Raw genomic sequence first — 22,992 nt, 5'->3', positions numbered from 1 at the left:
CTATTTTTCTAATGGATATAATTCATAATGCTTCCCGTCACTGGGAGCCATGGCTCCTGGGACTCCCCATACACTCTGGTGGATATTCTCCGCATCTACTACGGAATAGATATATATCCAGTCTTTTTCGTTGCTGAAGCGAACCTCCAGGTGATAAGGGTTGTATTGTCTTCCTGCTTGCCGGCTAATTTCCCACTCTTCACCAGGATACTTTACCTCTAAATATTGGTTAAGTTGTTCTGTCCTTTTTGATACTTGATAATCAAGCCAATAGGGACGAACTGCAAAAAACACAAGCAATAGTACAGTTATCGAACCTGCAGTAATTAAACTGATCTTCCTAATCTTATCTGGTAAAAGCACTGCTATAACAAAAATAACAATGACAAAAATAACTGAGGCTGTGATTTCCATTGCTGTTATTGGATGCAAGAAAAGCCCTCCTCTTATGATCAAGCTAAATATTCATGTAGCCCTTAAAGACTTGATAGTGCCTTAATATTAACATGCGGTGTGACGATTTTCAGTAATTTAGAACATAAAGAAAGCCAGCTTGCCGGACTCCCGGTTGTCTTAACGAAGCAATGTTGCTACTATGGTGACAGCTAAGAAGGGATATGGGAGAGGTGTTCAGATGAAAAAGATATTGGTTGCCGATGATGATCTAAATATCCGTACACTGCTGCGGCATGTATTGACGCGGGAAGGGTATCTGGTCGTTGAAGCAGGTGATGGCCGGGAAGCGGTAGGGCTGATGAAGGAGAGCACGGTGGATCTAGCTGTCGTGGATGTAATGATGCCGCAAATGGACGGGCTGGAGCTGTGCCAGTACATACGCGAAACGTATGACATTCCGATTATTCTCCTGACGGCGCGGCAGCAGCTAAGCGATAAGGAGCAGGGCTATTTGCGGGGGACGGATGATTATGTGACCAAGCCGTTTGAGCCAGAGGAGCTGCTGTTCCGCATCAAAGCGCTGTTCCGCCGCTATTCGATAGCCTCCGATGACAAGATCCGTCTCAACTCGCTCGTGATCGACCGCAAAAATTATGAAATCAGTAACGGTAACGATGTGCTGCTGCTGCCGGTGAAGGAATTTGAGCTGCTGGCGCAGCTAGCGCAGTATCCGGGGCGTCTGTTCTCGCGCAGCGAGCTGATTGAGCTGGTATGGGGAGCGGATTACGAGGGCGACGAACGGACGGTGGATGTGCATATCAAACGTCTGCGCCAGCGGTTTGCTGACTATCAAGAGGATTTTGTGATCCGCACGGTGCGCGGAATCGGTTATAAAGTGGAGATGGTGAACGCATGAAGTCGCTTTATGTACGGATGAGTGTGCTGTTTTGCTCAATTATATTGATAAGCAGCTTTATGGGATTTTTCGCATCCAACTTCTATTATCAGGTCAAGATCAAACCGCAGAATGATGCCAAACTCACGAAAATGGCGATAGGTCTGCAGCAGTTTGTCCAGGACCATCCCGATGCGGTGGGAGAATATCTGCTAAGTACGGCATCCCTGGGGTATAAATTATACTTGTCCAATGGTCAGGGCGACGAGAAGTTTTATGGCTTGCCTTTCCGCAAAAATGATCTGGGCGAGGATGTGCTGCAAAACGTGCTTGCCGGAGAGGTCTACCATGGAGTGGCGGAGTTCCCGAGCCAGGTATTTGTGACCGGTTTTTTTGATAATCAGCTCAGCAACTCGATTGGATTGCCGGTGCATATCAACGGTCAGACCTATGCCTTGTTTATGCGTCCGGATGCCGAGGTGCAGTTTGGGGAGCTGCGGATCTTTTTTGCCGTGTTGCTTGGGGTAAGTATTCTGTTCAGTCTATGGTTTGTCCTCGTTACCGTGCTGCATGTGGTTAAACCGATTACGAGGCTGACTGCCGCTACGAAAAGGATTTCCAAAGGAAGGTACGACATCCGGCTCAATACCCGGCGGCGGGATGAAATCGGCCAGCTGGCCTCCCATTTTATGATCATGAGCCAGGAGCTGGAGCGGACGAACCGGGCGCGTCAGGAGTTTGTCGCCAATGTCTCGCATGAGATCGAATCGCCGCTGACCTCCATTCAGGGCTTTGCCCATGCGCTTAAAGATTCTGCACTGCCGGAGAACCAGAGACTGGAGTACCTCTCCATTATTGACGGGGAGAGCCGCCGCCTCTCGACGCTCAGCAAACAGCTGCTCACCCTGTCCTCCCTGGATTATGACGAGAATGCGCTGCAGAAGAAGAGCTTTGATCTTCGTGCGCAGCTGCGCCAGGTGGTGCAGATAATGGAGTGGAGACTGACGGAGAAGGAGCTGGCGGTTCGACTGCATGTGGAGGATATAATATTGCTTGGAGATACGAATCTGCTGTATCAGGTGTGGATGAACCTGCTGTCCAACGCGATCAAATATACTCCCTCAGGTGGAACCATCACCCTATCCGCGGAAGCCGCCGGGGGCAGCTGTAAAGTTACAGTAGCGGATACCGGGGAAGGAATATCAGCCGCAGAGCTGCCGATGATCTTCGACCGCTTTTACAAAGTGGACAAGGCGCGTACCCGTGACAGCAACAGCAGCGGGCTGGGACTGTCTATCGCGAAGAAAATCATCGAAACGCACGGTGGCACTATTGAAGTATCCAGCACGGTCGGTACAGGCACCACCTTCACCGTGAATCTGCCGCTTCTGTAATTGTTTATTCATACTCCGTTCATTTTCATCCTCTACACTGTGGTTATACAGAGCAGAGGGAGTGGTTTTATGTTTTTAGCTTTAAGGGAAATGAGGCATTCCAAAGCACGTTACAGCCTTATCATGGTCATCATGCTACTGGTGTCCTTTCTCGTCCTGTTTGTTACCGGGCTGGCCAGAGGACTTGCCTATGCCAATATTTCAGCGGTGGAGAATATGCCGGCTAACCATTTTGTCGTCCAGGGCGACGCCGATCATGCCTTCAGACGTTCTCAATTAAGTGATGCCGAGCTGATTGCGGCACGTTCAGTTGTGGGCGAAGATAAAGCAACACCTCTTGCGGTCCAGACGAGCACGGTTACATCGGATAATGGGGATGCGAAGGCGGACATTACTTTTTTTGCCGTCGATATGAATGGTATGCTTGCTCCAAAGGTGGTGCAGGGAACCGGGATATCAAATGAAGCCGGGGGCAGCGCTGTTGTAGACTCCCAGCTTGCACAGTCGGGAATTACCCTGGGAAGCACCATCGTTGATCAGGCTTCAGGGATGTCCTGGAAAGTATCCGGATTTGTGGATGACAGTTCTTACAGTCATACCCCGGTCGTCTATATCAATAATCTGGACTGGCGTGAAATGAAACAAGGGGCACGGCAGGAGAAGGCTGATTCACAGTCTGTGCCTTACAATGTTATAGCGCTCAGCGCATCTTCTGCACAAGCTGATGAAATTACCGGCAAACTGGACAATGTGGAGGTCATCACGCAAAAACAGGCGATCTCCAGTGTACCCGGATATTCGGCGGAGCAGAATTCACTGATGATGATGATTGTGTTCCTGTTTGTCATAGCAGGCGTTGTACTGGCGGTATTCTTCTATGTGATCACGATCCAGAAGACTAGCCAGTTCGGTATCCTGAAGGCCATGGGTACCAAAATGTCTTATCTTGCCTGGAGTGTGGTAGGGCAGGTAATGATACTGTCTGTAGCCAGTCTGGCAATAAGCCTGCTGCTGACCTTTGGTATGAATAAGGGGCTGCCGGATTCGATGCCGTTTCAGTTGGAGAGCTCAACGATTATTTTAACCAGCGTGTTGTTTATAGGTATGTCTCTGCTGGGATCACTTATTTCTGTAGCAAGTGTTGCTAAGGTAGATGCATTGGAAGCGATAGGGAGGGCTGGAGCATGAGTGCCAAATTAATCATGAAGCAAGTGACCAAAACCTATGGAGACGGGGACAGCACGATGTCGGTCTTGAAGAACCTTGATCTGACGGTCAATGCCGGCGAATTTGTAGCTGTTCTGGGTCCTTCGGGCTCAGGAAAAAGCACCTTCCTCTCGGCGGCTGGAGCTCTACTGACACCAACAAGCGGGGAGATCCTTATTGACGGAGAGCCACTGGGCAATAAGGCAAAGAGCGAACTAACCGAACTGCGGCTGCAAAAAATCGGCTTTATGTTTCAAAGCGCACAGCTGTTGCCTTATTTAAAGGTTGAGGAACAGCTGCTCTATGTAGCCAAGTTGGCGAAGCTCAGCACCAAAGAAGCCAAAGTGCGGGCTGCGTATTTACTCAAACGGTTAGGCATTTGGGAGCGCCGTAACCACTATCCCGAGCAGCTGTCCGGCGGACAGAAGCAGCGGGTGGCGATTGCCAGAGCGTGGATGAACAAGCCGGCGATTTTGTTCGCAGATGAGCCTACTGCAAGCCTTGATTATGAGCGGGGCAAGGAAGTGGTGCGGATGATTGCCGACGAAGTGAAGAGTGAGGGGAAAGCGGCAGTCATGGTAACCCACGATGAACGGATGCTGGAATGGTGTGACCGCGTGCTGCATCTGGAGGATGGAGTACTGGTTGAGTCTTAAGTTTATATATGCCTGAATGGCCTGAACCCTCGAACAAGGGTTCAGGTTTTTTTAAGTTAGTACGTCCAGTACGGGCGTCATTCGCGTTACCGTTGGTCTGTTGAATACGAATGTTTTGACCCCATTCGAATTACGGCCATCTTCTTAATTCTATTGTGGAAACGATGAACAAACACTCCCATAGGAAAAAAAGGGAGAACAACTATGTATAAAGATTGGTTGACATTTTGGTCTACAACTTTATTTTCTTCGCACACCTGCAGGATAAGTTGACAAAAGTAAGTTGTATTTATATGGAAAATATATCTTTTTTATGGTATCAAAATACTATATAAAGAAAGATAATGGAATATAGCTGAGGCCTCAGCAAACTTGTCTTGCATTAAGTTACTGAAAATTACTATTTACAAAGGAGTAGGTTAAGTATGAATAGAATTTCAAAGTTAATTTTGTGCATGTTTATGATATTAGCGTTTTCGACATCTGCCTATGCAAATGAGGCTGTTGATTCTGATCAAAAAGATGTGGTTATGTCTAAGCCTTCCTCACTTAATGAAGCGCTCATTATCAATAACGAAATATATGGTAATAATCCGCTGATTCAAAACGCTGTTCAAGTGAATAGTACATTAAATAATGCCGGCTTAAGTACATTTGCATCTGCTCAAATGCCATACAGCTTTGATTTTGAATTTGACTCAACTCTAACTTCATCTCAAATAGAACATACTTCAGCTGGAAGAGTTACAATCACCGCATCAGGAGATTGGGAAGATAAAGAAAATCCATATAAAGATTCAGATAAAGATTACTATGATATTACGCTATATTCAGGCATTACTTCTTTAGGGACAGTTAGATATCCAACGGGAGGTACCTACGTAGGGACATGGGAGAATGTTCCTAAGGGCAAAATTGATTTTAAAATGACAAAACATCGGTTAACATGGTCTACTGAACATCTTAATGGAGACATAAAAGGCAGTGGCACTGTACAGTAAACAATAAAATTGCAGCAGCGAAGGATGAATATCAGACAAGAGTATAGTCCTTTATTAACCCGCGCCTTGCGCGGGTTATCTATGTTTGAGTTTGAAAACTTTTCGGGACACCGGGTGCGATTTAGGCTGACCGCTCCTTCCTGCTCGATTTCCCGTATAAATGCTAGACAGACGGTTCACGGTCTAGTTTAACCTGTGCAAGCAGCTTCTCGATAAAGACGGTTATGGCCATGGTAGCAGCGTTCTCCTTGCGGCTGATGATTGAGAAATTTCTCTCCAGCAGCTGATGCCTGATCCGCAGCTCGCTGATTTCGCCCCGGGCGAGCTCTTTGCGCACAATCCATCTCGAGAGCATGGCGATTCCTAATCCAGCCGAGACGGCTTCCTTAATCCCTTGGCTGCTGTTGAATACATACGACCGCTTTTGGGAGATTTGGGCATGCTGCAGAAAATGATCGCTGAAGGCACGGGTGCCGGAGCCAGGCTCCCGCAGCACCCATACCTGATTCTGTAGCATGTCTTTATCAACGGCATTTGCGGCCGAGAGGGGATGGCTACACGGAGCTACAATGATCATTTCATCCTTCATATACGGAATCACGGACAGCTCAGGGTCGGACGTTTCACCTTCAATGAACCCGATGTCAAGGATGTTCGACTTAATGGCAGTAATGATCTCCTCGGTATTGTGAATGGTGACCTGCAGATTCACCTGCGGGTATTGATTGGCGAACTCGGCAATTCTGCCAGGCAGGATGTACTCTCCAATCGTAAAGCTGGCCCCGATATGAATACTCCCCGTGACCTCATCGCGCAGCAGCTGGATTTCCCTGCCCGCTTCTTCATAATGGGAGAGTATCTGCTTCACATGTTTATAGAGGATAGCTCCCGCTTCTGTCAGCCGGACCTCCTTCGGGGAACGGTGAAGCAGCTTGGTTCCCAGTTCATTCTCCAGGTTGCGGATATGCAGACTCACACCGGGCTGGGAGAGGTTCAGCAGTTCTCCGGCACGGGAGAAATGGCGCTGCTCAGCAACGGTTGCAAATACACGTAATGCATCTACGATCATAATTATACCTCATTATTAGCCTTGGGATTCTTTGTGAATGGCCGTTTATTATCTATTTTAACATAATTATTACCACCAAACATAAGTATTTGTAATGATAGAGATAGCAAAGACGTATTTCACTTCCCTGTTGGCTGCACTTATAGTGAGATTACAAGTTAGCAACGTAATTGAACGTAAACAGGGAGTGGTTTGAGATGAATCATGCACATCAGCTGCAGCGCTTGAACGATAAATACAGCGGATTTATTCTAGGAATCCTGCTTACAGGACTACTGGCCATAGCAGCCAAATATTTGGCGCTGCTGCCTTACCTTGGCATCATGGGCCAGCTGGTAATTGCCATTCTGTTAGGAGTTCTGCTTCGTACAGCAGGAGGGGTACCGCAGCAGGCGGTGCCGGGCATCAGCTTTTCCAGCAAGAGATTGCTCAGAGCAGGGATCATCCTGCTCGGGATGAGATTGAACCTGTTTCAACTTGTGCAGGCCGGTCCCAAGGTGTTGGCGATTGCCGTGATTAATATTGTATTTACTTTGTTCACCGTTTATGGACTCTGCAAATGGATGAAAATTGATAGGACACTTGGACTGCTGACCGCTTGCGGAACTGCCATATGCGGAGCGGCAGCCGTCGCGGCAATCTCTCCCCAACTAAAGGCCTCGGACAATGAGACCGCAATAAGCGCGGCAACGGTAGCTGTGCTGGGGACGATATTTACGCTGGTTTATACGTTAATTTATCCGGTGTTGTCCCTTAGTCCAGAAGGGTATGGGATATTTGCCGGAGCCACTCTTCATGAAGTAGCGCATGTGATCGCCGCTGCCGCCCCCATCGGTGAAAAGGCTGCAGACCTCGCAGTGATTGTGAAGCTGACTCGGGTAGCGATGCTTGTTCCGGCAGCTCTTGCTATCGGAGTCTGGGAAGCCTATAGACAGCGTAAAGTGGAGAGGGAGTGTAGGGGGCAAGTGGCGGCTGTACAGCCTGCGCATTCCAAAATTCAGTGGAGGAAACTTCCGGTTCCCTGGTTTATCGGCGGTTTTTTGCTGATGAGCGGTGTAAATACACTGGGAATAATCCCTGAACAAGTAACGGCTGATCTGATTATCCTGGCGTATATGCTGCTGGCCATGGCGATGGCAGGACTCGGGCTTGGTGTGGATATCAAGACCTTTGCCTTAATGGGTAAAAAACCGCTGCTGGCTGGCTTAATCGGCTCGTTACTGCTCTCAGGACTTGGATTTCTGCTGGTTCATCTCCTTGGACTCGCATAGACCGGTTCTCCCATCTACCTAGTGCTGTTCCGGTAGGCAGAGGGAGATACGCCGGTAGATTTCTTGAAATATTTCGAGAAATGGGCCAGCTCCATGCCTACCTGCGCGGCGATATCGGAAATGCTGGAAGTGGAATAAGAAAGCTGCCGTTTGGCCAGCTCCATCCGCTTGAGCTGCACATAATGCATGGGCGGAACCCCCATGTATTTCTTGAAGTAGGGGATGAAATAGTTCGGATGCAGATGAACCAGCTCGGCCAGTTCTTCTACCTCCATAGGCTGCGTAAGGCGCTGTTCAATGTATTGCAGGACGTTCGCTAGCTGTTTTTGACCACTGGTATGAGCCAGCTCACCCATGAAATCGGAATATCCGCCGTCCTCCAGGCAGAGCGCTAGCATATGTAGTAGTGCGGCTTGATTCCGCATGGTGGAGAGCAGGTTCTCTTCCGGAAACCGTATTATCATCTCCGTGAAAATCTCCCGTATGGCATCAGGCTCCGCAACATCGCATATGTACAGCTTGTTGCCTGTATGAAACAAGGGCCATTCTCCGATATGGGCATCAAAATGACAAAAGTACCGCTTATAGGGATTGTCAGGGGAGGTTTCTGTAGTTTGCGTCGAGCCTGCCGGCATGATCATCAATTGGCCGGGGCGCGGATAATGGGCTTGCCCGTTCAGGATCACCTTACCCTCGCCGCCATCAATGAAATAAAGCCTGTTAAAGGATGGCGTCTCATTCAAGCGGTTCCATCCGGGGTATCTGCTGCTTAAGTGGGCATGGGTAACGGTGACAGTCAGGTTCTGCAGTAACGCTCCTGTAAGGTTGCCGGATTGATTCATCATATAACTCCTTTAATGTGTAATAAATCCAGTATACCGCTTTCATTTAACTAAAACATCTTAATTATGTACAAAAAAACCTTAATTCCGGTCATGTTCACTGTCTGGAAATAGGGTTATTCTCATATCATAACTCACATAGGAGTGATTCGTAGGATGAAGAAGGTTCGTTATGGAATTATTGGAGTTGGAAATATGGGCCGGGCCCATGCGCTCGATCTGATTCATGAAGTAAAAGGGGCTGAGCTGGCAGCTGTCTGTGATACAAGCCCCGAACGCCTGGAGTGGGCGGCAGAGCACTTGCCTGATACGGTGCTCAGGTTCAGCACACCTGCTCAATTATTTGCCTCCAAAAGTATTGATGCCGTATTAATCTCCACACCGCATTATGATCATCCGCCGCTTGCGATCGAGGCGCTGAAGCACGGCTATCATGTATTAATTGAAAAACCCGCCGGTGTATATACGAAAGCCGTGCAGGAGATGAACGAAGCCGCTGCGCAAAGTGGCCGAAAATTCGGCATTATGTACAACCAGCGGACCAACCCGCTCTATCAAAAGCTGAGAGAGCTGATTCAGTCCGGTGAGCTGGGTGAGATCCGCCGCACCAACTGGATCATTACTGACTGGTATCGTTCCCAGAGCTATTACAACTCCGGGGGCTGGCGGGCTACATGGGCTGGAGAAGGCGGCGGTGTGCTGCTGAACCAGGACCCGCATCAGCTGGATCTTTGGCAATGGACAACCGGAATGATGCCGAAGCGTGTGCGTGCATTCTGCCAGTTTGGCAAGTACCGCAATATTGAGGTAGAAGATGATGTAACCGCTTATGTCGAGTATGAGAACGGAGCAACAGGCCTGTTCATCACCACTACCGGGGAGGCGCCGGGAACCAACCGCTTTGAAATCAATGGGGATAACGGAAAAATCGTCGTGGAGAACGGCAAGTTGACCTTCTGGCGTCTGCGCATCCCGGAGCCGAAGTTCAATGCCGAATTTGCCGAAGGCTTCGGAAGACCCGAATGCTGGAAATGTGAGATTCCGGTTCCAGAAGGCGGAGGAGAACAGCACAAGGGAATCTTGCGCAACTTCACCAATGCTATTCTGCATGACGAACCGCTGCTCGCTCCCGGGGAAGAGGGAATTCGCGGCCTGACACTTTCGAATGCAATGTACTTGTCCGCTTGGACTGACAATTGGGTTGAGCTTCCGATTGATAGTGATTTGTTTCATGAGAAGCTTATGGAACGGGTGGAGAGCTCTACCTTCCGGAAGGAAGCTGTAGAGCAGCGGACTTTTGACGTAAAAGGCACTCATTAATGTAATTATAGGACAGACAAACTTAATAAGGAGTGAATTGCTCATATGCAACGTTCTACAATAGCTGCACAAATGTACACGCTACGTGATTTTACCAAGACCGCAGAGGATTTAAGGGCTGCTTTTCAGAAGCTGAAAGTGATGGGTTATCAGGCTGTGCAGATTTCCGGAATTGGTCCGATTGATCCGCAGCTGGTCAAACAATACGCGGATGAAGCTGGGCTGACCATCTGCGCGACCCATGTGCCGTGGAACCGGCTGGTGAATGACCTGGACGCATTGGCTGCAGAACATAAGCTGTGGAATTGCAAATACATCGGTCTCGGCGGACTGCCGGGAGAATATCAGAGCAGCCAGGAGGGCTATCGGACATTTGCCAAACTTGCCTCAGGAATTGCGCGGACCCTGAAGGAGGAGCATGGCCTGCAATTCGTTTATCACAATCATGATTTTGAGTTCGAACGGGTTGAAGGGGTTACGGGTATGGAAGTGCTGCTGCAGGAATCCGATCCCGAGGTGTTCGGCTTTGAACTGGATATGTATTGGGTTCAAGCCGGGGGAGCCAATCCTGTGGACTGGGTTCACAAGGTAAAGGGCCGGATGCAGGTCATGCATCTGAAGGATATGGCTATCATCTCCAGGGGACAGGTTTTTGCTGAGATCGGTGAAGGAAACATGAATTATGAAGCTATTATTGAGGCCGGCCGTGAAACGGGTGTGGAATGGTTTGTTGTTGAGCAGGATGTCTGCCGCCGCGATCCTTTCGAGAGTCTGGAGATCAGCCTCAAATACCTGATTTCGAAGCTGTGACCGGGAGGGTTGAAAATGAGCAGAAAAGATGGAATGATGTATGCACCTACTCATGAAGCTAGACCGGTTGTAAAACCGGGTGAATTTATGATCGCTGCGATGGCGCTGGATCACGGTCATATCTATGGGATGTGCAATGGTCTGGTCGAAGCAGGAGCCCGGTTGAAATGGGTCTTTGATCCCGATCCAGAGAAGGTAAAAACTTTTGTCAGCACTTATCCTGGTGTTCAAGCCGCACGCTCCGCCGAAGAAATTCTTGAGGATCCCGAGGTCCGGCTCATTGCAGCGGCCGCGGTTCCTTCCGAGAGAGGGGCGCTCGGACTCAAGGTGATGGCACACGGGAAGGATTATTTCACTGACAAAACGCCGTTTACGGCAATGGAACAGCTGGAAGCAGCGCGGACTCAGACTGCATTGACGCGGCAAAAGTACATGACTTATTTCAGCGAAAGATTGCATGTGGAGAGTGCGGTGTATGCCGGACAGCTGATTCGGCAGGGAGTGATCGGCCGTGTGCTTCAGATCATCGGAATGGGCCCTCACCGCTTGAGCGCACCAAGCCGTCCGGAGTGGTTCTTCCAGCGGGACAAATATGGCGGAATCCTCTGCGACATCGGCAGTCACCAGATTGAACAATTCCTGTATTATGCGGATTGCCGCGATGCCAAGGTACTGCACAGCAAGGTTGCCAACTACAACAATTCTGCTTACCCTGAGCTGGAGGATTTCGGCGATGCAACACTTGTCGGCGACAACGGGGCGACGCAATATTTCCGTGTCGACTGGTTCACACCGGACGGACTGGGCACCTGGGGTGACGGCCGAACGATCATTATGGGAACGGAAGGGTATATCGAGCTGCGCAAATACAGCGATATTGCCCGCTCCAACACAACGGATCATGTCTATTGGGCAGACCGTCAAGGAGAGCATTATGAGCATGTTTCCGGCAAAATCGGCTTTCCGTTCTTTGGCGAGCTGATACTGGATTGCTTGCAACGGACAGAATTTGCTATGACACAGCAGCATGTCTTCAAAGCGGCGGAGCTATGCCTGGAAGCTCAGGCCCAAGCGGTAAATCTTACGCCCGAGACACTCATAAAGGCTTGATAGGAACGGAAATAAGATTGGAAGGTGCACAAGATGACAATACTTGGAGCAGCCATAATCGGCTGCGGAGCAATAGCTCCCTTGCATGCCAAGGCGATCGCGGCACAATCAGGGGGACAACTGCTGGCAGCCGTAGATATTGATGTGGCCAAAGCGGCAGTATTTGGAGAAGAATATGGCTGCGGCGCGCTAACAGATTATAAGGAGCTTTTGAACAGATCTGATATTGATATCGTCCACCTGTGTACACCGCATGATCTGCATGCGCAGATGGCGGTCGATCTGCTGCAGGCGGGTAAACATGTCTTAACAGAAAAACCGATGGCGGTTGACCTGCCTTCTGCCCAGCGCATGCTGAAAGCTGCGGAGCACAGCAAAGGCCAACTCGGCATCGTATTTCAGAACCGCTACAATGAACCCTCTATCAAGATTAAGGAGACCATTGAATCCGGCGTGCTGGGGCCGCTTGTATGTATGAAGGGGGTTGTCACCTGGTACAGGTCACCTGAGTACTACAAGGAGAGCAACTGGAGGGGGAAATGGACCTCAGAGGGCGGTGGGGTGTTGATCAACCAGACGATCCACACGCTGGATCTGCTGCAATGGTTCGGCGGTGAGATCTCATCAGTGCAGGGGAGCGTAAGCACAGATGTCTTGGACGGAGTTATTGAAGTGGAGGATACGGCACATGCCTGCATCAACTTCAGGAATAAGGTCAGAGGACTTTTTTACGGCAGCAATGCCTACCTTGTTAACTCACCCGTAGAGCTGGAAATAGTGTTCGAACAAGGAACGCTGCTGCTGCGGAGGGATTGCCTGTATCTGTGGAAGGACGGCCGGGAAACGCTGCTCAGTGAGCCGGGGGTGTCAGGTATTCAAGACAAGTCGTATTGGGGAACGGGGCATCAAAGACTGATTCATGACTTTTATGACCATGTCCGCGAAGGAAGACCATTCTGGATTGACGGCTCAGAAGGACTCAAAACACTGGAACTGATCGCAGGTATATACAGCTCCTCCGGGATTGAAAAAAAGACTCATCCTTGGCAGACCGCTCCTTCAAATTGACTTTAGGCAGATTTAACCTTATCTTCTTAACATACGTTACATACGTTATAGTATGTAGAGATATATAGATAGGGAGAGGGATTACAGGTATGGAACAGGCAATGTTTGCAGGAGGCTGCTTCTGGTGTATGGTTACACCCTTTGAAGAATTGCCGGGTATACACGGAATTGTATCAGGCTACGCCGGGGGGGCAGTCGAGAATCCAAGCTATGAACAGGTCAAGACAGGCACTACAGGACACTATGAGGTAGTGCAGATCAGCTTTGATCCGGCACTTTTCCCATACGATAAGCTGCTTGAATTGTTCTGGCCGCAGATTGACCCGACTGATGACGGAGGACAATTCCAGGACCGGGGAACGCAGTACCGGACTGCGGTGTTTTATTATAATGAAGAGCAAAGACTGGCAGCTTTGGCTTCCAAAGAACAGGTAGCGGCCAGCGGGCGTTTCGAGGGACCTGTCGTTACGGAAATCCTGCCCGCACCGGTCTTTTACCCGGCAGAAGACTATCATCAGGATTATCACAAGAAGAACCCGAAGCATTATAAGGAAGACCGGGAACAGTCCGGCCGTGATACTTTTATCGCGAAGCACTGGTAAGTATAGAAGAAGCTTGATCAGGATCAGCTGGACGGAGCACTTTCCGTTCAGCTTTTTTTTATTCACTTTTAGGCTGCACCAATTCCAACTTAATACTCATTCTTAAATTGTTGGAATTCCACATTCTTTCTACACATTTGATGGGTAAACTTCTAAGTATCCGTGATAGCTATGAAATGGAGGGATACACATGAAGAAAATCATACAATTAAGCGCTGTGACATTGCTGCTTGGTACGGTGCTGACCGCCTGTCAATCGGATAAGGAATCAGCAGCTCCGCAAAGTGAACAGAATCCTTCTGCCGCAATTTCTATGCCCTGGATTGCGACCAAAAACACGACCCGGATCAATACCTCGGACCCGGTTCAGGCAGCGGTACTGGTGTCCCGGTCTTTATGGACGGCAGAAACCAAAGCCAACCGGCCTGCAAGCGTAGTCCTAACCAATGCGGATAACTGGCAAATTGCTGCAGTGAGTACTGACTTAATCCACCATCCGAGTAACGGGCCGGTCTTGTTCTTGAGCAAAGACGGCGTTCCGGAGGTTACCTTGGAAGAGCTTAAACGGCTGAATCCGCTGGGTGCCGAGAGCAATGCGGGCATCCAGGTCGTACTGGTCGGACCCGTCGCGGACGGTGTGGAAGAGCAGCTTAAGGCACTGGATTTGGAGGTAGACAAGATAGAAGGCGAAGATCCTGCTGCTGTAGCTCAGGCGATTGATGCTTATTATGCCAAAGTATCCGGCGAGCTGCCGCAGAGTGTAATTATCGGCTCAATGAACAGCCCCGAATATACGCTGCCTGCAGTCAACTGGATTGCGCATATGCCTGAGCCTTTGTTATACGTAGCGAAGGATGATATCCCGGCCTCCACGGCAGAGGCGCTCAAAAGGCGCGGAGGCGATGCTGCCATTTACCTTCTAGGCCCAGCTTCTGTTGTCTCGGCAAAAGTCGAGGAGCAGCTGGGAGCATATGGTACGGTAACTCGCATCTCCGGTGATGATCCTTATGCGAATGCGATTGCTTTTGCCAAATTCAAGGATGAGGTTAGCGGCTTCGGCTGGGGTATCACGACTCCGGGCCATAACCTATCCTTATTGACGAAGGATTCCACCATGCTGGCCATCGCCGCTGCGCCATTCTCCCATTTGGGAAAACATGCACCGTTAATCTTTACGGAACAAGACGGACTACCGGATTCGGTCATGAATTATATGATGGAGCTTCAGCCCAAGTTCAAGGATTCACCGGCAGAAGGTCCCTATAACCATGCCTGGCTAACCGGCGATACCGGCACAATAACCAGCAGTACACAGAGCGAAATAGATGACATGCTCGAAATCACCTCCGCCTCTGGAGACAATCCCCATTCGGGGCACTAAAGCAAGCTGGCTGGCTGCGGACATCCGTGGTCGGCTTGTTCTTTGTTTTTAGGTATAATTGAAAAAAGAATAAAGAAACTGTATAGATTGAACTTGAGAATTACAATTAGGGAAAAGTGGCGGAAGGGAATTTTGGAACTGTAGGAGTCCAAACATTCTCTGTAGTCACGGTCGATCCCAAAATAGAAGAATTATAAGTTCAATATATATAGGCCACGAAAAGGGTGAACAGCTTGTCCAAAGCACAGGTTCTCATCGTTGACGATGAATGGAACATGCGGAATTTGCTGCGCATTTATTTGCTGCAGGAGGGTTTTTCTACTAAGGAAGCCTCCACCGGGCGCGAAGCCCTGTCCATGATAGAGAAACATAACTTCGACCTGATCCTGCTGGATGTAATGATGCCTGATATGGATGGCTGGCAGGTCTGCCGGGCGGTAAGGGAGAGCAGTCAGACGCCCATTCTGATGCTTACCGCACGGTCTGAAACGAAAGATAAAGTACATGGGCTGGGCATCGGTGCGGATGATTATTTAACCAAACCGTTTGAACCGGAAGAATTGCTTGCGCGAATCCATTCCCTCTTGCGGCGTTCGAATATGTTCCGGGTTTCCGCGTCACAGGAGCAGGTGCTGGAGTACCCGGAGTTAAGGATTTATCCGCAGGCACGAGAGGTACAGGTTCAAGGTGAGAGGATCCTTTTTACACAGAAGGAATTTGATCTGCTGCATTTGCTGGCGCGCAGCGGGCAGCGCGTGTTTACGCGGGAAGAATTGGTGGAACAGCTCTGGGGCAATGACTACGGCGGTGAGACGCGGGTTATTGATACGCATGTTAAGAATATCCGCGAGAAACTGCTGAAGGCAGGTCTTTCTTATGTACCGGTGCAAACCGTGTGGGGGCTCGGCTATAAATTCCAGATTCCCGGTAATGTCGAATGAAAAACAACATCATCGGCTTTAAGCTGGGTGTCGTGATTATGTCGGTGTTTCTGATTGTTCTGCTCTCACTCGGGATAGTGATAGACCGGATGTTTACAAGCTTTTATTACCAGGAAATGCAGACGGAAGCGGAGGAGCTGGCCTCCCATTTCACAGCGATGGCCGAATCCAAAGATACCACGAACGGTCAAATGATGATGTCCTTTGCGGAATTTTCCAATGTCAGCATCTTTAATATCTCCTTGGATGGCAAAGTGATGCTGCACTCCGGTGTTCATGATTCTACAGATCGCTCCTTTATCCGGGATCAGGATATGCAAGCTATTTTTACCGGACAAAGGGTGAGTTTCTTGTATAAAGACCCGTCCGGCTACCGTTATTTTGTTACGGGACAACCCATCTCAAGCGGCGACATTATTACCTCGGCACTTTATGTGATGTCTTCCACGGAGAATATGGAACATTCCTTGTCTACTGTGAGAGATATACTGCTGCTGTCTGGTCTGGGTGCCTTTGTGCTTGCTTTGGGCATCACTTGGTTCATCGCCCGCATATTATCGCGTCCGCTTGTCCAAATGCAGAAGGCTACGCGCAAGATTGCGGCTGGTGAACTGGAAACGCGGCTCACGATTAGCAGCAACGATGAGATTGGCTTTCTTGCTGGTGCCATCAACGATTTGGCTATGGATCTGCAGCACTACAGGGATACACGTCAGGAGTTCCTTGCTAATATTTCCCATGAGCTGCGGACACCGATCACCTATCTGCAGGGGTATGCCAAGGTGGTTAAGGGAGGGCTGTATGAGACGGAAGAAGAAAAAAAACTCTACTTGGACATCATCGACCAAGAGGCGCACCGGATTCAACATCTGGTAGACGATTTGTTCGAATTGGCCAAAATGGAGGAGGGGAAAATACCGCTGAATCTGGAAGAGGTCGATTTGGCGCTGCTCGTCGATCAGGCGGTCCGCAAAGTCGAACTCACTGCTAAAGAAAAAGGATTGCAGCTAAATTCCAGCTGTACCGGTGAACCGTTCGGTTTGCAAGGGGATGGCAAACGGATGGAGCAAATTGTAATGAATCTGCTGGAAAACGCAATCCGTTATACCGATGCAGGAGAGGTCAGCGTCCAGCTGGATTTTCGCGTAGACTCAGCTGTATTTATCGTCGAGGACACGGGGATTGGCATTCCTGAGGAGGAGCTTCCGTATATCTTTGACCGGTTCTACAGAGTAGAGAAATCACGTTCACGGCAGTACGGAGGCACCGGTCTGGGGTTGTCCATTGTGAACAAATTGGTGGAATTGCTCGGGGGCGAGATTGAGATTACTAGCAGGGCCGGAGCCGGAACACGGTGTAGGGTTGTTTTTTATAAATAGCCGGATTTCATGGCCGTCTCAACATATGGTCACGGACCTGGACCCGGTCCATAAACAAGACCGGGTCCGGGCCCGTGAGCATAATGTGAATTATTGAGGGGATGGTGACTGTAGATGTGTCAGCAAGCTGCGGATCGTCTGAATGACGAGATCAGGTTCGTCGTGAATAATCATATGTCCGCTATGGGTTGCGACAGTCTGCTTGCTGTCTGTGGAAAGGTTCAACATTTTGCGCTGCCCCTTTTGCCAGATATCTTCCAGCTTTTTGCCGGCAGCTTCGGAGAAGCCAAAGCCTGCATAATCCTGAGGAATTCCTCGTGACAGGATTCTTACCGGAAGAGAACCGAGGTCTTGACCCCGAATAGCGTCCTCTGTGGTATGTGCCAGATTTCCTTCTTGTTCTTTAGCTTTGAAGTAACTAGGCTTTGAAATGACATTTATGAACTGCCCTCTATCTTCTTTCGCAACCAGACCATCCAGCAGCACATCCTGGAATATACGCATAGCGCCTGATAATTTCAACACTTGCAAGACTGATGCTGGGGGATTGCCCGCGAATTTTTCAGCAGTCAGAATAGGTTTGGTCTCACGCTCGTCATCTTCCGGTCTGGCATCAATCAGTACCATTCCAGCAACCTCATCCCGGTAAGTATCAGCGAATAAGCGGGCATACATCCCACCCAAAGAATGCCCAACTAGCAGGTAAGGCCCGTCGATTCCCTCCCGTTCTAATGCCGTATGCAGCTCACGAACGATATTTTCTCCCGTGCGTGCTGTAGGCGCTTTTTCACTCCAAGCATATCCGGCTCGGTCGTAGCTCACAACAGTTGCGAATTCGGACAGCTTCTCAGGAATATCTCTCCAGGACAAACTGGTTTCACCGCTTCCGGATTCAAGAATAATGGTTGGGGAGCCCTGCCCCAATTTGTTAATGTGCAGCTTGTATCCGCCTGCATCAACCAGCTTGCCGGGAGGCTGGTATTTCTGTTCTGCATTTCTGGATGCCAGCCATTCATAAGCAAATCCGGACCCGAGCAGTAAAATTATGAAGGTGAGCAGGGAGAGAGTTACTCTTTTCCAGATCTTTTTTTGGGATCGTTTCTTCGGCTGTTGTGGTTGAATAGTCATAAAATAATGCTCCTCTTTCGATGTTTTATTTAATACAAACGTATTATATAAAACATTATAGCACATTGTATTATAAAAAGATAAGCAGGTATAATAGAGATATGCCAAAAAAAGTTGATCATGAGAAACAAAGAAAACGGCTTGCCGACGCCGCTCTGAGAATTATACATAACTCGGGTCTTGAACAAGCCACTGTCCGTAATATCGCAAAGGAATCCGGTTTATCGGTAGGATCGATGCGTCATTATTTCTCTACGCAGGCAGAATTGTTTGCATTTTGCATGAATCTTTTTCTTGCGAGAATTGAACAGCGGGTGGAGGGATTCCAGCCGGAGGGGAACTTGCTGAAGGATATGAAACGTCTGCTGCTGCAATTGATTCCGCTGGATGAAGAGAGAATTATGGAAAGCGAGGTTTGGTTTTCATTTAATGCCAAAGTGTTGATCTACCCGGAGTTATCGAAACTGAACGACCGGATGCAGGAAGAGGTGTACAAGGTTTCGATGTTTGTTATTACAACATTAGTGGAACAGAAGGCGGCGAAGCCGGAGCTCGATATTGATCTGGAAGCGGAGAAATTGTATGCGCTGATTGACGGGTTGGCCATGCATCAGCTGATGCAGCCCGGGCGGTTGTCCGATGAGCGACTTGAGCAAATGCTTGAGCAGCATTTACTTATACTGTGTGATCTTAAATAGGGGCCAATCCAAAATCGGAGAGGCCCCTTCGAAGATTGATTAATGATTCATCCCGGCCATGCCGCCCATAATTTCCGGGTTAATCATGCCAAAGATCATGGCGATATGCGCCACCACCAGGAAGCCGCTGATCAGCAGGAAATGCAGCTTCAACTTGCTCTCTTCCGGATATTTGCGTCCAATCAGGCCGAGGTCAAGCAAGGCCAGCGGCAGCAGGAAGAACACGCCGCTCAGATAGAAGCCTACCGCTACTACGTCCACCCATGTATGCCACTCGCCATTTACGGTGAGCGGGACAAACGCGGTAGGGAACAAATAGAGAAAAACGCCGGTAAAGTAAAGTCCGGCAAGAATGCTGCAGATCCGGTTAAATGCTCGGAGCGGTCCATCCAGCTTCTTCGTAAACAGGATGATAAATTCTGTAACGGTGATCGTCTCTGCAAAAATGACCGGAATCGCCATGAAAAGAATTAAGTTCCACGGCTGGTTGTCCGCAAGCAGGGACATGTAATGCGTCATATTCATGTTAAGTCCTCCAGGAAATAAAATCACTTCACCTGTAATGTTAAAAGATAAGTATGTGGAAAGTATGGAGAAACGCAGGTATGATTGAAAAAGCTGCAGCTGATGAGGGAAAAGAAACTGCGGCAATTGAATTTGGAGGGAGCAAGGCATACGTCATGGGAGAACTGAAAAGTATTTTATTTGATTTGGACGGTACCTTAACCGACCCCAAAGAGGGGATTACCAAAAGCGTGGAGTACGCGCTGAACAAGTTCGGAATAGAGGTAGAGCATCTCGATTTGCTTATTCCTTACATAGGGCCGCCATTATATGATTCTTTTATCCAGATCCAGGGTTTTACCGCGGATAATGCCTTGAAGGCTGTTGAATTTTACCGGGAACGTTACCGTACATTGGGGATGTTTGAAAACAGTGTGATTTCCGGTATTCCGCAATTGCTGGAAGAGCTCCGGCTGCAAGGATACAAGCTTTATGTAGCCACCTCCAAACCGACAGTATTTGCTGAGGAAATCCTCCGGCATTACGGCTTGGATGGCTACTTTATGCACACTGTTGGCAGCAATTTGGACGGTACACGTTCCAAGAAGCAGGAGGTAATCCGGTATGTGCTGGAGCAGAACGAGATTGCCGCGGAGCAGGCACTGATGATTGGAGACCGGGAGCATGATATTATTGGGGCAAAAGGCTGCGGCGTGGCCTCGCTTGGGGTAACCTTTGGCTATGGGTCGGAGGAGGAGCTTGTGAACGCAGGGGCCGATTATATCGCACATCATGTAAAAGAGGTTGGTGAGATTATCTCACATCTCAAGCTCAATACAATGAGCAGCAGACGTTAATCTGTCGCTCAAAGCGCCATTTACCCGTTTGGTTATCTTACAAGGACAAAAAAACTATTTCTCAACTGTGTATTGACTTTTCCGTGTTTGATTGCGTATTATGTAACCAGCAACACCATAAACACCATAACCAAGGCAATGACCAAAGACATGAGTTCCTTCACGGACTGACCAGAGAGAGAAGTGCAAGGTGAGAGCTTCTTACAGAACCGGCCGGAATTTACCCCTTTGCAGCCGTGGCACTGAACCCCTCCTGCTGTTAGGAAGGCTGTAAATGTCACCGTCTTATCCCCGATATCGGATACCAATAAGGATCTTGCAGCTTTACTTCCGCCGAACAGCAGGGGGTTGCTATCGCGCAGATCAAATTAGGGTGGAACCACGAGCTAAACGCACTCGTCCCTTTCTGGGATGAGATGCGTTTTTTTGCGTTCAAACATACAAAAAAACTTGAAGAAATGGAGGCTGAATCATGGAGATCAAAGCAACACTGCCGGATGGAACAATTAGGAGGTATTCGCGTAACACCACGATTGCGCAAGTCGCAGAATCCATAAGTCCTACACTGAAGAAAAATGCAGTAGCCGGTAAACTTGACGGCAGACTCGTTGACTTTCATCAACCGATTACACAGGACAGCCTCGTTGAAATCGTAGTGCTGGACAGTGAAGATGGCCTGATGATCCACAGACATAGCACAGCGCATCTGTTGGCTCAAGCCATTAAACGTATATACGGTGATAAGAACGTCAAGCTGGGCATCGGCCCGGTCATCGAAGACGGATTCTATTACGATGTGGATATCGAGAAGCCTTTGTCTACAGAAGATCTGGCTGCGATAGAGGCGGAAATGGACAACATTATCAAAGAGAACCTGCCCATAGTCCGCCGGGAGATCAGCCGCAGCGAGGCGCTGAAAACTTTTGAGGCATTTGAAGAGCCGCTGAAGCTGGAACTGATCCGGGATCTGCCGGAGGAGGCAGTAATCAGCATTTATGATCAAGGCGAATTTTCGGATTTGTGCCGGGGGCCGCATCTGGCCTCAACAGGTGCGATCAAAGCCTTCAAGCTGCTGAGTGTAGCAGGTGCATATTGGCGTGGAGATTCCAGTAATAAGATGCTGCAGCGGATTTACGGGACTTCTTTTCCGAAGAAAGCTCAGCTGGAAGACCATTTGTATATGCTGGAGGAAGCGAAGAAACGCGACCACCGCAAGCTGGGCAAGGAACTGGAGCTGTTTATGTTCTCCGAGGAAGCGCCGGGAATGCCATTCTATCTGCCAAAGGGAATGATCGTTCGTACAGCGTTGGAGGAATTCTCCCGGGGGATTCAGCGGGAAAGGGAGTACAGTGAAGTCCGTACACCGCTGATGATGAACAACCGGCTGTGGGAGCAATCCGGACATTATGATCATTACAAAGATGAAATGTACTTCACAGATGTCGATGAGAACAAGTTCGCACTTAAGCCGATGAATTGCCCGGGGCATATGCTGATTTATAAAAACAGCCTGCATTCCTACCGGGAGCTGCCGATCCGCATTGCGGAATACGGCCAGGTTCACCGCCATGAATTTTCCGGCGCGCTGAACGGAATGATGAGGGTCCGTACCTTTTGCCAGGATGATGCCCACTTGTTCGTTCTGCCAGAACAAATTGAGGAAGAGATCGGCCGGGTACTCGCCTTGATCGATCATATCTATAAAGTATTCGGCTTTGAGTACAAGGTAGAGCTGTCCACACGGCCGGCAGATTATATGGGGGCGGAGTCACTGTGGGATCAGGCCGAGTCGGCGCTGCAGAAGGTGCTGGAGAAACGCGGCATCCCTTATCGGGTGAATGCGGGAGACGGAGCTTTTTACGGGCCGAAGATCGACTTTCATATTCTGGATGCGCTCAAAAGAAGCTGGCAATGCGGAACAATCCAGCTGGATTTCCAGATGCCGGAGAAGTTCGACCTGTCTTATATCGGAGAAGATGGCCAGAAGCACCGGCCTGTCGTTATTCACCGTGCGGTTTATGGCTCGATCGACCGGTTCATGGGTATTCTCATTGAGCATTATAGCGGGGCATTTCCGGTATGGCTGGCCCCTGTACAGGCCAAACTGCTGCCCGTGTCCGAGCATTTTGCCGATTACGCTTATGAGGTGAAGCAAGCGCTGGAAGCGGCAGGAATCCGGGTCGAGCTTGATCACCGCAAGGAGAAGCTGGGCCTGAAGATCCGCGAAGCTCAGCTGGAAAAGGTGCCATACATGCTCGTCCTTGGAGAAAATGAGCAGAATTCCGCTACTGTCTCCGTAAGACAACGCGCAGTAGGCGATCTCGGCACTGTAAGTATTCAGGAGATCATTCAGCGTATCGTTAGCGAGATTTCCGCCCGGCAATAAGTGTTTCTACATTATAATGTAACTCCAGTGACTGCTCCGTTTTCATAGACGGGGCAGTCATTTTACGTAAATAGGCAG

22 protein-coding genes are annotated in these 22,992 nt (G+C 49.2%); 17 read left to right on the top strand and 5 right to left on the bottom strand.

The window, feature by feature from the left end:
- Positions 1-432, bottom strand: a complete 432-nt coding sequence (locus NYE29_RS28375) for a hypothetical protein (protein ID WP_340898476.1) — start codon at positions 430-432, stop codon at positions 1-3.
- A gap of 202 nt (positions 433-634) precedes the next feature.
- Between NYE29_RS28375 and NYE29_RS28370 the strand changes: the two genes are divergently transcribed.
- The 5 genes from NYE29_RS28370 to NYE29_RS28350 all read left to right on the top strand — a co-directional run bounded on the left by NYE29_RS28370 (position 635) and on the right by NYE29_RS28350 (position 5,548).
- Complete coding sequence (locus NYE29_RS28370; protein ID WP_076109310.1) at positions 635-1,312, top strand: response regulator transcription factor; 678 nt, start codon at positions 635-637, stop codon at positions 1,310-1,312.
- On the top strand, positions 1,309-2,685 hold the full coding sequence (locus NYE29_RS28365; RefSeq protein WP_076109311.1) for a sensor histidine kinase: 1,377 nt from the start codon (positions 1,309-1,311) through the stop codon (positions 2,683-2,685). Before NYE29_RS28370 ends, NYE29_RS28365 begins: the two co-directional genes overlap by 4 nt.
- Before the next feature lie 123 nt (positions 2,686-2,808).
- Positions 2,809-3,873 (top strand): ABC transporter permease, encoded by a 1,065-nt coding sequence (locus NYE29_RS28360; RefSeq protein WP_340898474.1) that lies wholly within the window; start codon positions 2,809-2,811, stop codon positions 3,871-3,873.
- On the top strand, positions 3,870-4,547 hold the full coding sequence (locus NYE29_RS28355) for an ABC transporter ATP-binding protein (RefSeq protein WP_340898473.1): 678 nt from the start codon (positions 3,870-3,872) through the stop codon (positions 4,545-4,547). Before NYE29_RS28360 ends, NYE29_RS28355 begins: the two co-directional genes overlap by 4 nt.
- Positions 4,548-4,972: 425 nt before the next feature.
- Complete coding sequence (locus tag NYE29_RS28350; protein WP_340898472.1) at positions 4,973-5,548, top strand: hypothetical protein; 576 nt, start codon at positions 4,973-4,975, stop codon at positions 5,546-5,548.
- A gap of 163 nt (positions 5,549-5,711) precedes the next feature.
- Here NYE29_RS28350 and NYE29_RS28345 read toward each other — a convergent pair whose 3' ends face one another.
- Positions 5,712-6,617 carry a LysR family transcriptional regulator gene (locus NYE29_RS28345; RefSeq protein ID WP_340898471.1) on the bottom strand — a complete coding sequence of 302 codons (906 nt, stop codon included), beginning with the start codon at positions 6,615-6,617 and terminating at the stop codon, positions 5,712-5,714.
- 197 nt (positions 6,618-6,814) lie between these two features.
- Between NYE29_RS28345 and NYE29_RS28340 the strand changes: the two genes are divergently transcribed.
- Positions 6,815-7,888, top strand: a complete 1,074-nt coding sequence (locus NYE29_RS28340) for a YeiH family protein (RefSeq protein WP_340898470.1) — start codon at positions 6,815-6,817, stop codon at positions 7,886-7,888.
- 14 nt (positions 7,889-7,902) lie between these two features.
- Here the strand turns inward: NYE29_RS28340 and NYE29_RS28335 are convergent, their stop codons facing one another.
- Entirely contained in the window at positions 7,903-8,730 is an 828-nt protein-coding gene (locus NYE29_RS28335; RefSeq protein ID WP_076109316.1) for a helix-turn-helix domain-containing protein, read from the bottom strand.
- 156 nt (positions 8,731-8,886) lie between these two features.
- Here NYE29_RS28335 and NYE29_RS28330 point away from each other — a divergent pair, with 156 nt between their 5' ends.
- From NYE29_RS28330 to NYE29_RS28295, 8 genes are all read left to right on the top strand, one after another.
- Complete coding sequence (locus tag NYE29_RS28330; protein ID WP_340898469.1) at positions 8,887-10,050, top strand: Gfo/Idh/MocA family protein; 1,164 nt, start codon at positions 8,887-8,889, stop codon at positions 10,048-10,050.
- Between the two features lie 45 nt (positions 10,051-10,095).
- Entirely contained in the window at positions 10,096-10,860 is a 765-nt protein-coding gene (locus NYE29_RS28325) for a sugar phosphate isomerase/epimerase family protein (RefSeq protein ID WP_340898467.1), read from the top strand.
- 15 nt (positions 10,861-10,875) lie between these two features.
- Positions 10,876-11,970, top strand: a complete 1,095-nt coding sequence (locus tag NYE29_RS28320) for a Gfo/Idh/MocA family protein (protein WP_340898465.1) — start codon at positions 10,876-10,878, stop codon at positions 11,968-11,970.
- 33 nt (positions 11,971-12,003) lie between these two features.
- Positions 12,004-13,038, top strand: a complete 1,035-nt coding sequence (locus NYE29_RS28315) for a Gfo/Idh/MocA family protein (protein ID WP_340898464.1) — start codon at positions 12,004-12,006, stop codon at positions 13,036-13,038.
- An 89-nt stretch (positions 13,039-13,127) separates the two neighbouring features.
- Positions 13,128-13,640: a peptide-methionine (S)-S-oxide reductase MsrA gene (gene msrA, locus NYE29_RS28310; protein WP_076109321.1), complete on the top strand. Its 513-nt coding sequence runs from the start codon at positions 13,128-13,130 to the stop codon at positions 13,638-13,640.
- A 190-nt stretch (positions 13,641-13,830) separates the two neighbouring features.
- Positions 13,831-15,021, top strand: a complete 1,191-nt coding sequence (locus NYE29_RS28305) for a cell wall-binding repeat-containing protein (RefSeq protein ID WP_340898462.1) — start codon at positions 13,831-13,833, stop codon at positions 15,019-15,021.
- A gap of 233 nt (positions 15,022-15,254) precedes the next feature.
- Positions 15,255-15,962 carry a response regulator transcription factor gene (locus tag NYE29_RS28300; protein ID WP_340898460.1) on the top strand — a complete coding sequence of 236 codons (708 nt, stop codon included), beginning with the start codon at positions 15,255-15,257 and terminating at the stop codon, positions 15,960-15,962.
- Complete coding sequence (locus NYE29_RS28295) at positions 15,959-17,341, top strand: sensor histidine kinase (protein WP_340898458.1); 1,383 nt, start codon at positions 15,959-15,961, stop codon at positions 17,339-17,341. The genes NYE29_RS28300 and NYE29_RS28295 overlap by 4 nt, the downstream gene beginning before the upstream one ends.
- 90 nt (positions 17,342-17,431) lie before the next feature.
- Here NYE29_RS28295 and NYE29_RS28290 read toward each other — a convergent pair whose 3' ends face one another.
- A complete protein-coding gene (locus NYE29_RS28290; protein WP_340898456.1) occupies positions 17,432-18,469 on the bottom strand; it encodes an alpha/beta fold hydrolase in 1,038 nt (345 codons plus the stop codon).
- A gap of 101 nt (positions 18,470-18,570) precedes the next feature.
- Between NYE29_RS28290 and NYE29_RS28285 the strand changes: the two genes are divergently transcribed.
- Complete coding sequence (locus NYE29_RS28285) at positions 18,571-19,167, top strand: TetR/AcrR family transcriptional regulator (protein ID WP_340898455.1); 597 nt, start codon at positions 18,571-18,573, stop codon at positions 19,165-19,167.
- A gap of 39 nt (positions 19,168-19,206) precedes the next feature.
- Here NYE29_RS28285 and NYE29_RS28280 read toward each other — a convergent pair whose 3' ends face one another.
- Positions 19,207-19,692 (bottom strand): DUF6803 family protein, encoded by a 486-nt coding sequence (locus tag NYE29_RS28280; RefSeq protein WP_340898454.1) that lies wholly within the window; start codon positions 19,690-19,692, stop codon positions 19,207-19,209.
- 80 nt (positions 19,693-19,772) lie between these two features.
- On the opposite strand from NYE29_RS28280, the gene NYE29_RS28275 reads away from it, so the two are divergent.
- Both NYE29_RS28275 and thrS read left to right on the top strand, forming a co-directional pair.
- Positions 19,773-20,528 (top strand): HAD family hydrolase, encoded by a 756-nt coding sequence (locus NYE29_RS28275; RefSeq protein WP_340898453.1) that lies wholly within the window; start codon positions 19,773-19,775, stop codon positions 20,526-20,528.
- A 472-nt stretch (positions 20,529-21,000) separates the two neighbouring features.
- Positions 21,001-22,914 carry a threonine--tRNA ligase gene (gene thrS, locus NYE29_RS28270; protein WP_340898451.1) on the top strand — a complete coding sequence of 638 codons (1,914 nt, stop codon included), beginning with the start codon at positions 21,001-21,003 and terminating at the stop codon, positions 22,912-22,914.
- Positions 22,915-22,992: the final 78 nt, after the last annotated feature.

The organism is Paenibacillus sp. FSL M7-1046, assembly GCF_038007405.1.
Lineage (GTDB): Bacteria > Bacillota > Bacilli > Paenibacillales > Paenibacillaceae > Paenibacillus_AQ.
The sequence above is the reverse complement of the archived record's forward strand: the minus strand, read 5'-3'. Positions and strand labels throughout refer to the sequence as shown.

Excerpts from the sequence above, each read along its gene's own strand:
- NYE29_RS28360 (WP_340898474.1), top strand. The coding sequence starts at position 2,809 with ATGGTCATCATGCTACTGGTGTCCTTTCTCGTCCTGTTTGTTACCGGG.
- NYE29_RS28345 (WP_340898471.1), bottom strand. The coding sequence starts at position 6,617 with ATGATCGTAGATGCATTACGTGTATTTGCAACCGTTGCTGAGCAGCGC.
- msrA (WP_076109321.1), top strand. The coding sequence starts at position 13,128 with ATGGAACAGGCAATGTTTGCAGGAGGCTGCTTCTGGTGTATGGTTACA.
- NYE29_RS28330 (WP_340898469.1), top strand. The coding sequence starts at position 8,887 with ATGAAGAAGGTTCGTTATGGAATTATTGGAGTTGGAAATATGGGCCGG.
- thrS (WP_340898451.1), top strand. The coding sequence starts at position 21,001 with ATGGAGATCAAAGCAACACTGCCGGATGGAACAATTAGGAGGTATTCG.
- NYE29_RS28275 (WP_340898453.1), top strand. The coding sequence starts at position 19,773 with ATGATTGAAAAAGCTGCAGCTGATGAGGGAAAAGAAACTGCGGCAATT.
- NYE29_RS28350 (WP_340898472.1), top strand. The coding sequence starts at position 4,973 with ATGAATAGAATTTCAAAGTTAATTTTGTGCATGTTTATGATATTAGCG.
- NYE29_RS28370 (WP_076109310.1), top strand. The coding sequence starts at position 635 with ATGAAAAAGATATTGGTTGCCGATGATGATCTAAATATCCGTACACTG.
- NYE29_RS28285 (WP_340898455.1), top strand. The coding sequence starts at position 18,571 with ATGCCAAAAAAAGTTGATCATGAGAAACAAAGAAAACGGCTTGCCGAC.
- NYE29_RS28315 (WP_340898464.1), top strand. The coding sequence starts at position 12,004 with ATGACAATACTTGGAGCAGCCATAATCGGCTGCGGAGCAATAGCTCCC.
- NYE29_RS28290 (WP_340898456.1), bottom strand. The coding sequence starts at position 18,469 with ATGACTATTCAACCACAACAGCCGAAGAAACGATCCCAAAAAAAGATC.
- NYE29_RS28355 (WP_340898473.1), top strand. The coding sequence starts at position 3,870 with ATGAGTGCCAAATTAATCATGAAGCAAGTGACCAAAACCTATGGAGAC.
- NYE29_RS28320 (WP_340898465.1), top strand. The coding sequence starts at position 10,876 with ATGAGCAGAAAAGATGGAATGATGTATGCACCTACTCATGAAGCTAGA.
- NYE29_RS28295 (WP_340898458.1), top strand. The coding sequence starts at position 15,959 with ATGAAAAACAACATCATCGGCTTTAAGCTGGGTGTCGTGATTATGTCG.
- NYE29_RS28335 (WP_076109316.1), bottom strand. The coding sequence starts at position 8,730 with ATGAATCAATCCGGCAACCTTACAGGAGCGTTACTGCAGAACCTGACT.
- NYE29_RS28280 (WP_340898454.1), bottom strand. The coding sequence starts at position 19,692 with ATGAATATGACGCATTACATGTCCCTGCTTGCGGACAACCAGCCGTGG.
- NYE29_RS28340 (WP_340898470.1), top strand. The coding sequence starts at position 6,815 with ATGAATCATGCACATCAGCTGCAGCGCTTGAACGATAAATACAGCGGA.
- NYE29_RS28325 (WP_340898467.1), top strand. The coding sequence starts at position 10,096 with ATGCAACGTTCTACAATAGCTGCACAAATGTACACGCTACGTGATTTT.
- NYE29_RS28365 (WP_076109311.1), top strand. The coding sequence starts at position 1,309 with ATGAAGTCGCTTTATGTACGGATGAGTGTGCTGTTTTGCTCAATTATA.
- NYE29_RS28305 (WP_340898462.1), top strand. The coding sequence starts at position 13,831 with ATGAAGAAAATCATACAATTAAGCGCTGTGACATTGCTGCTTGGTACG.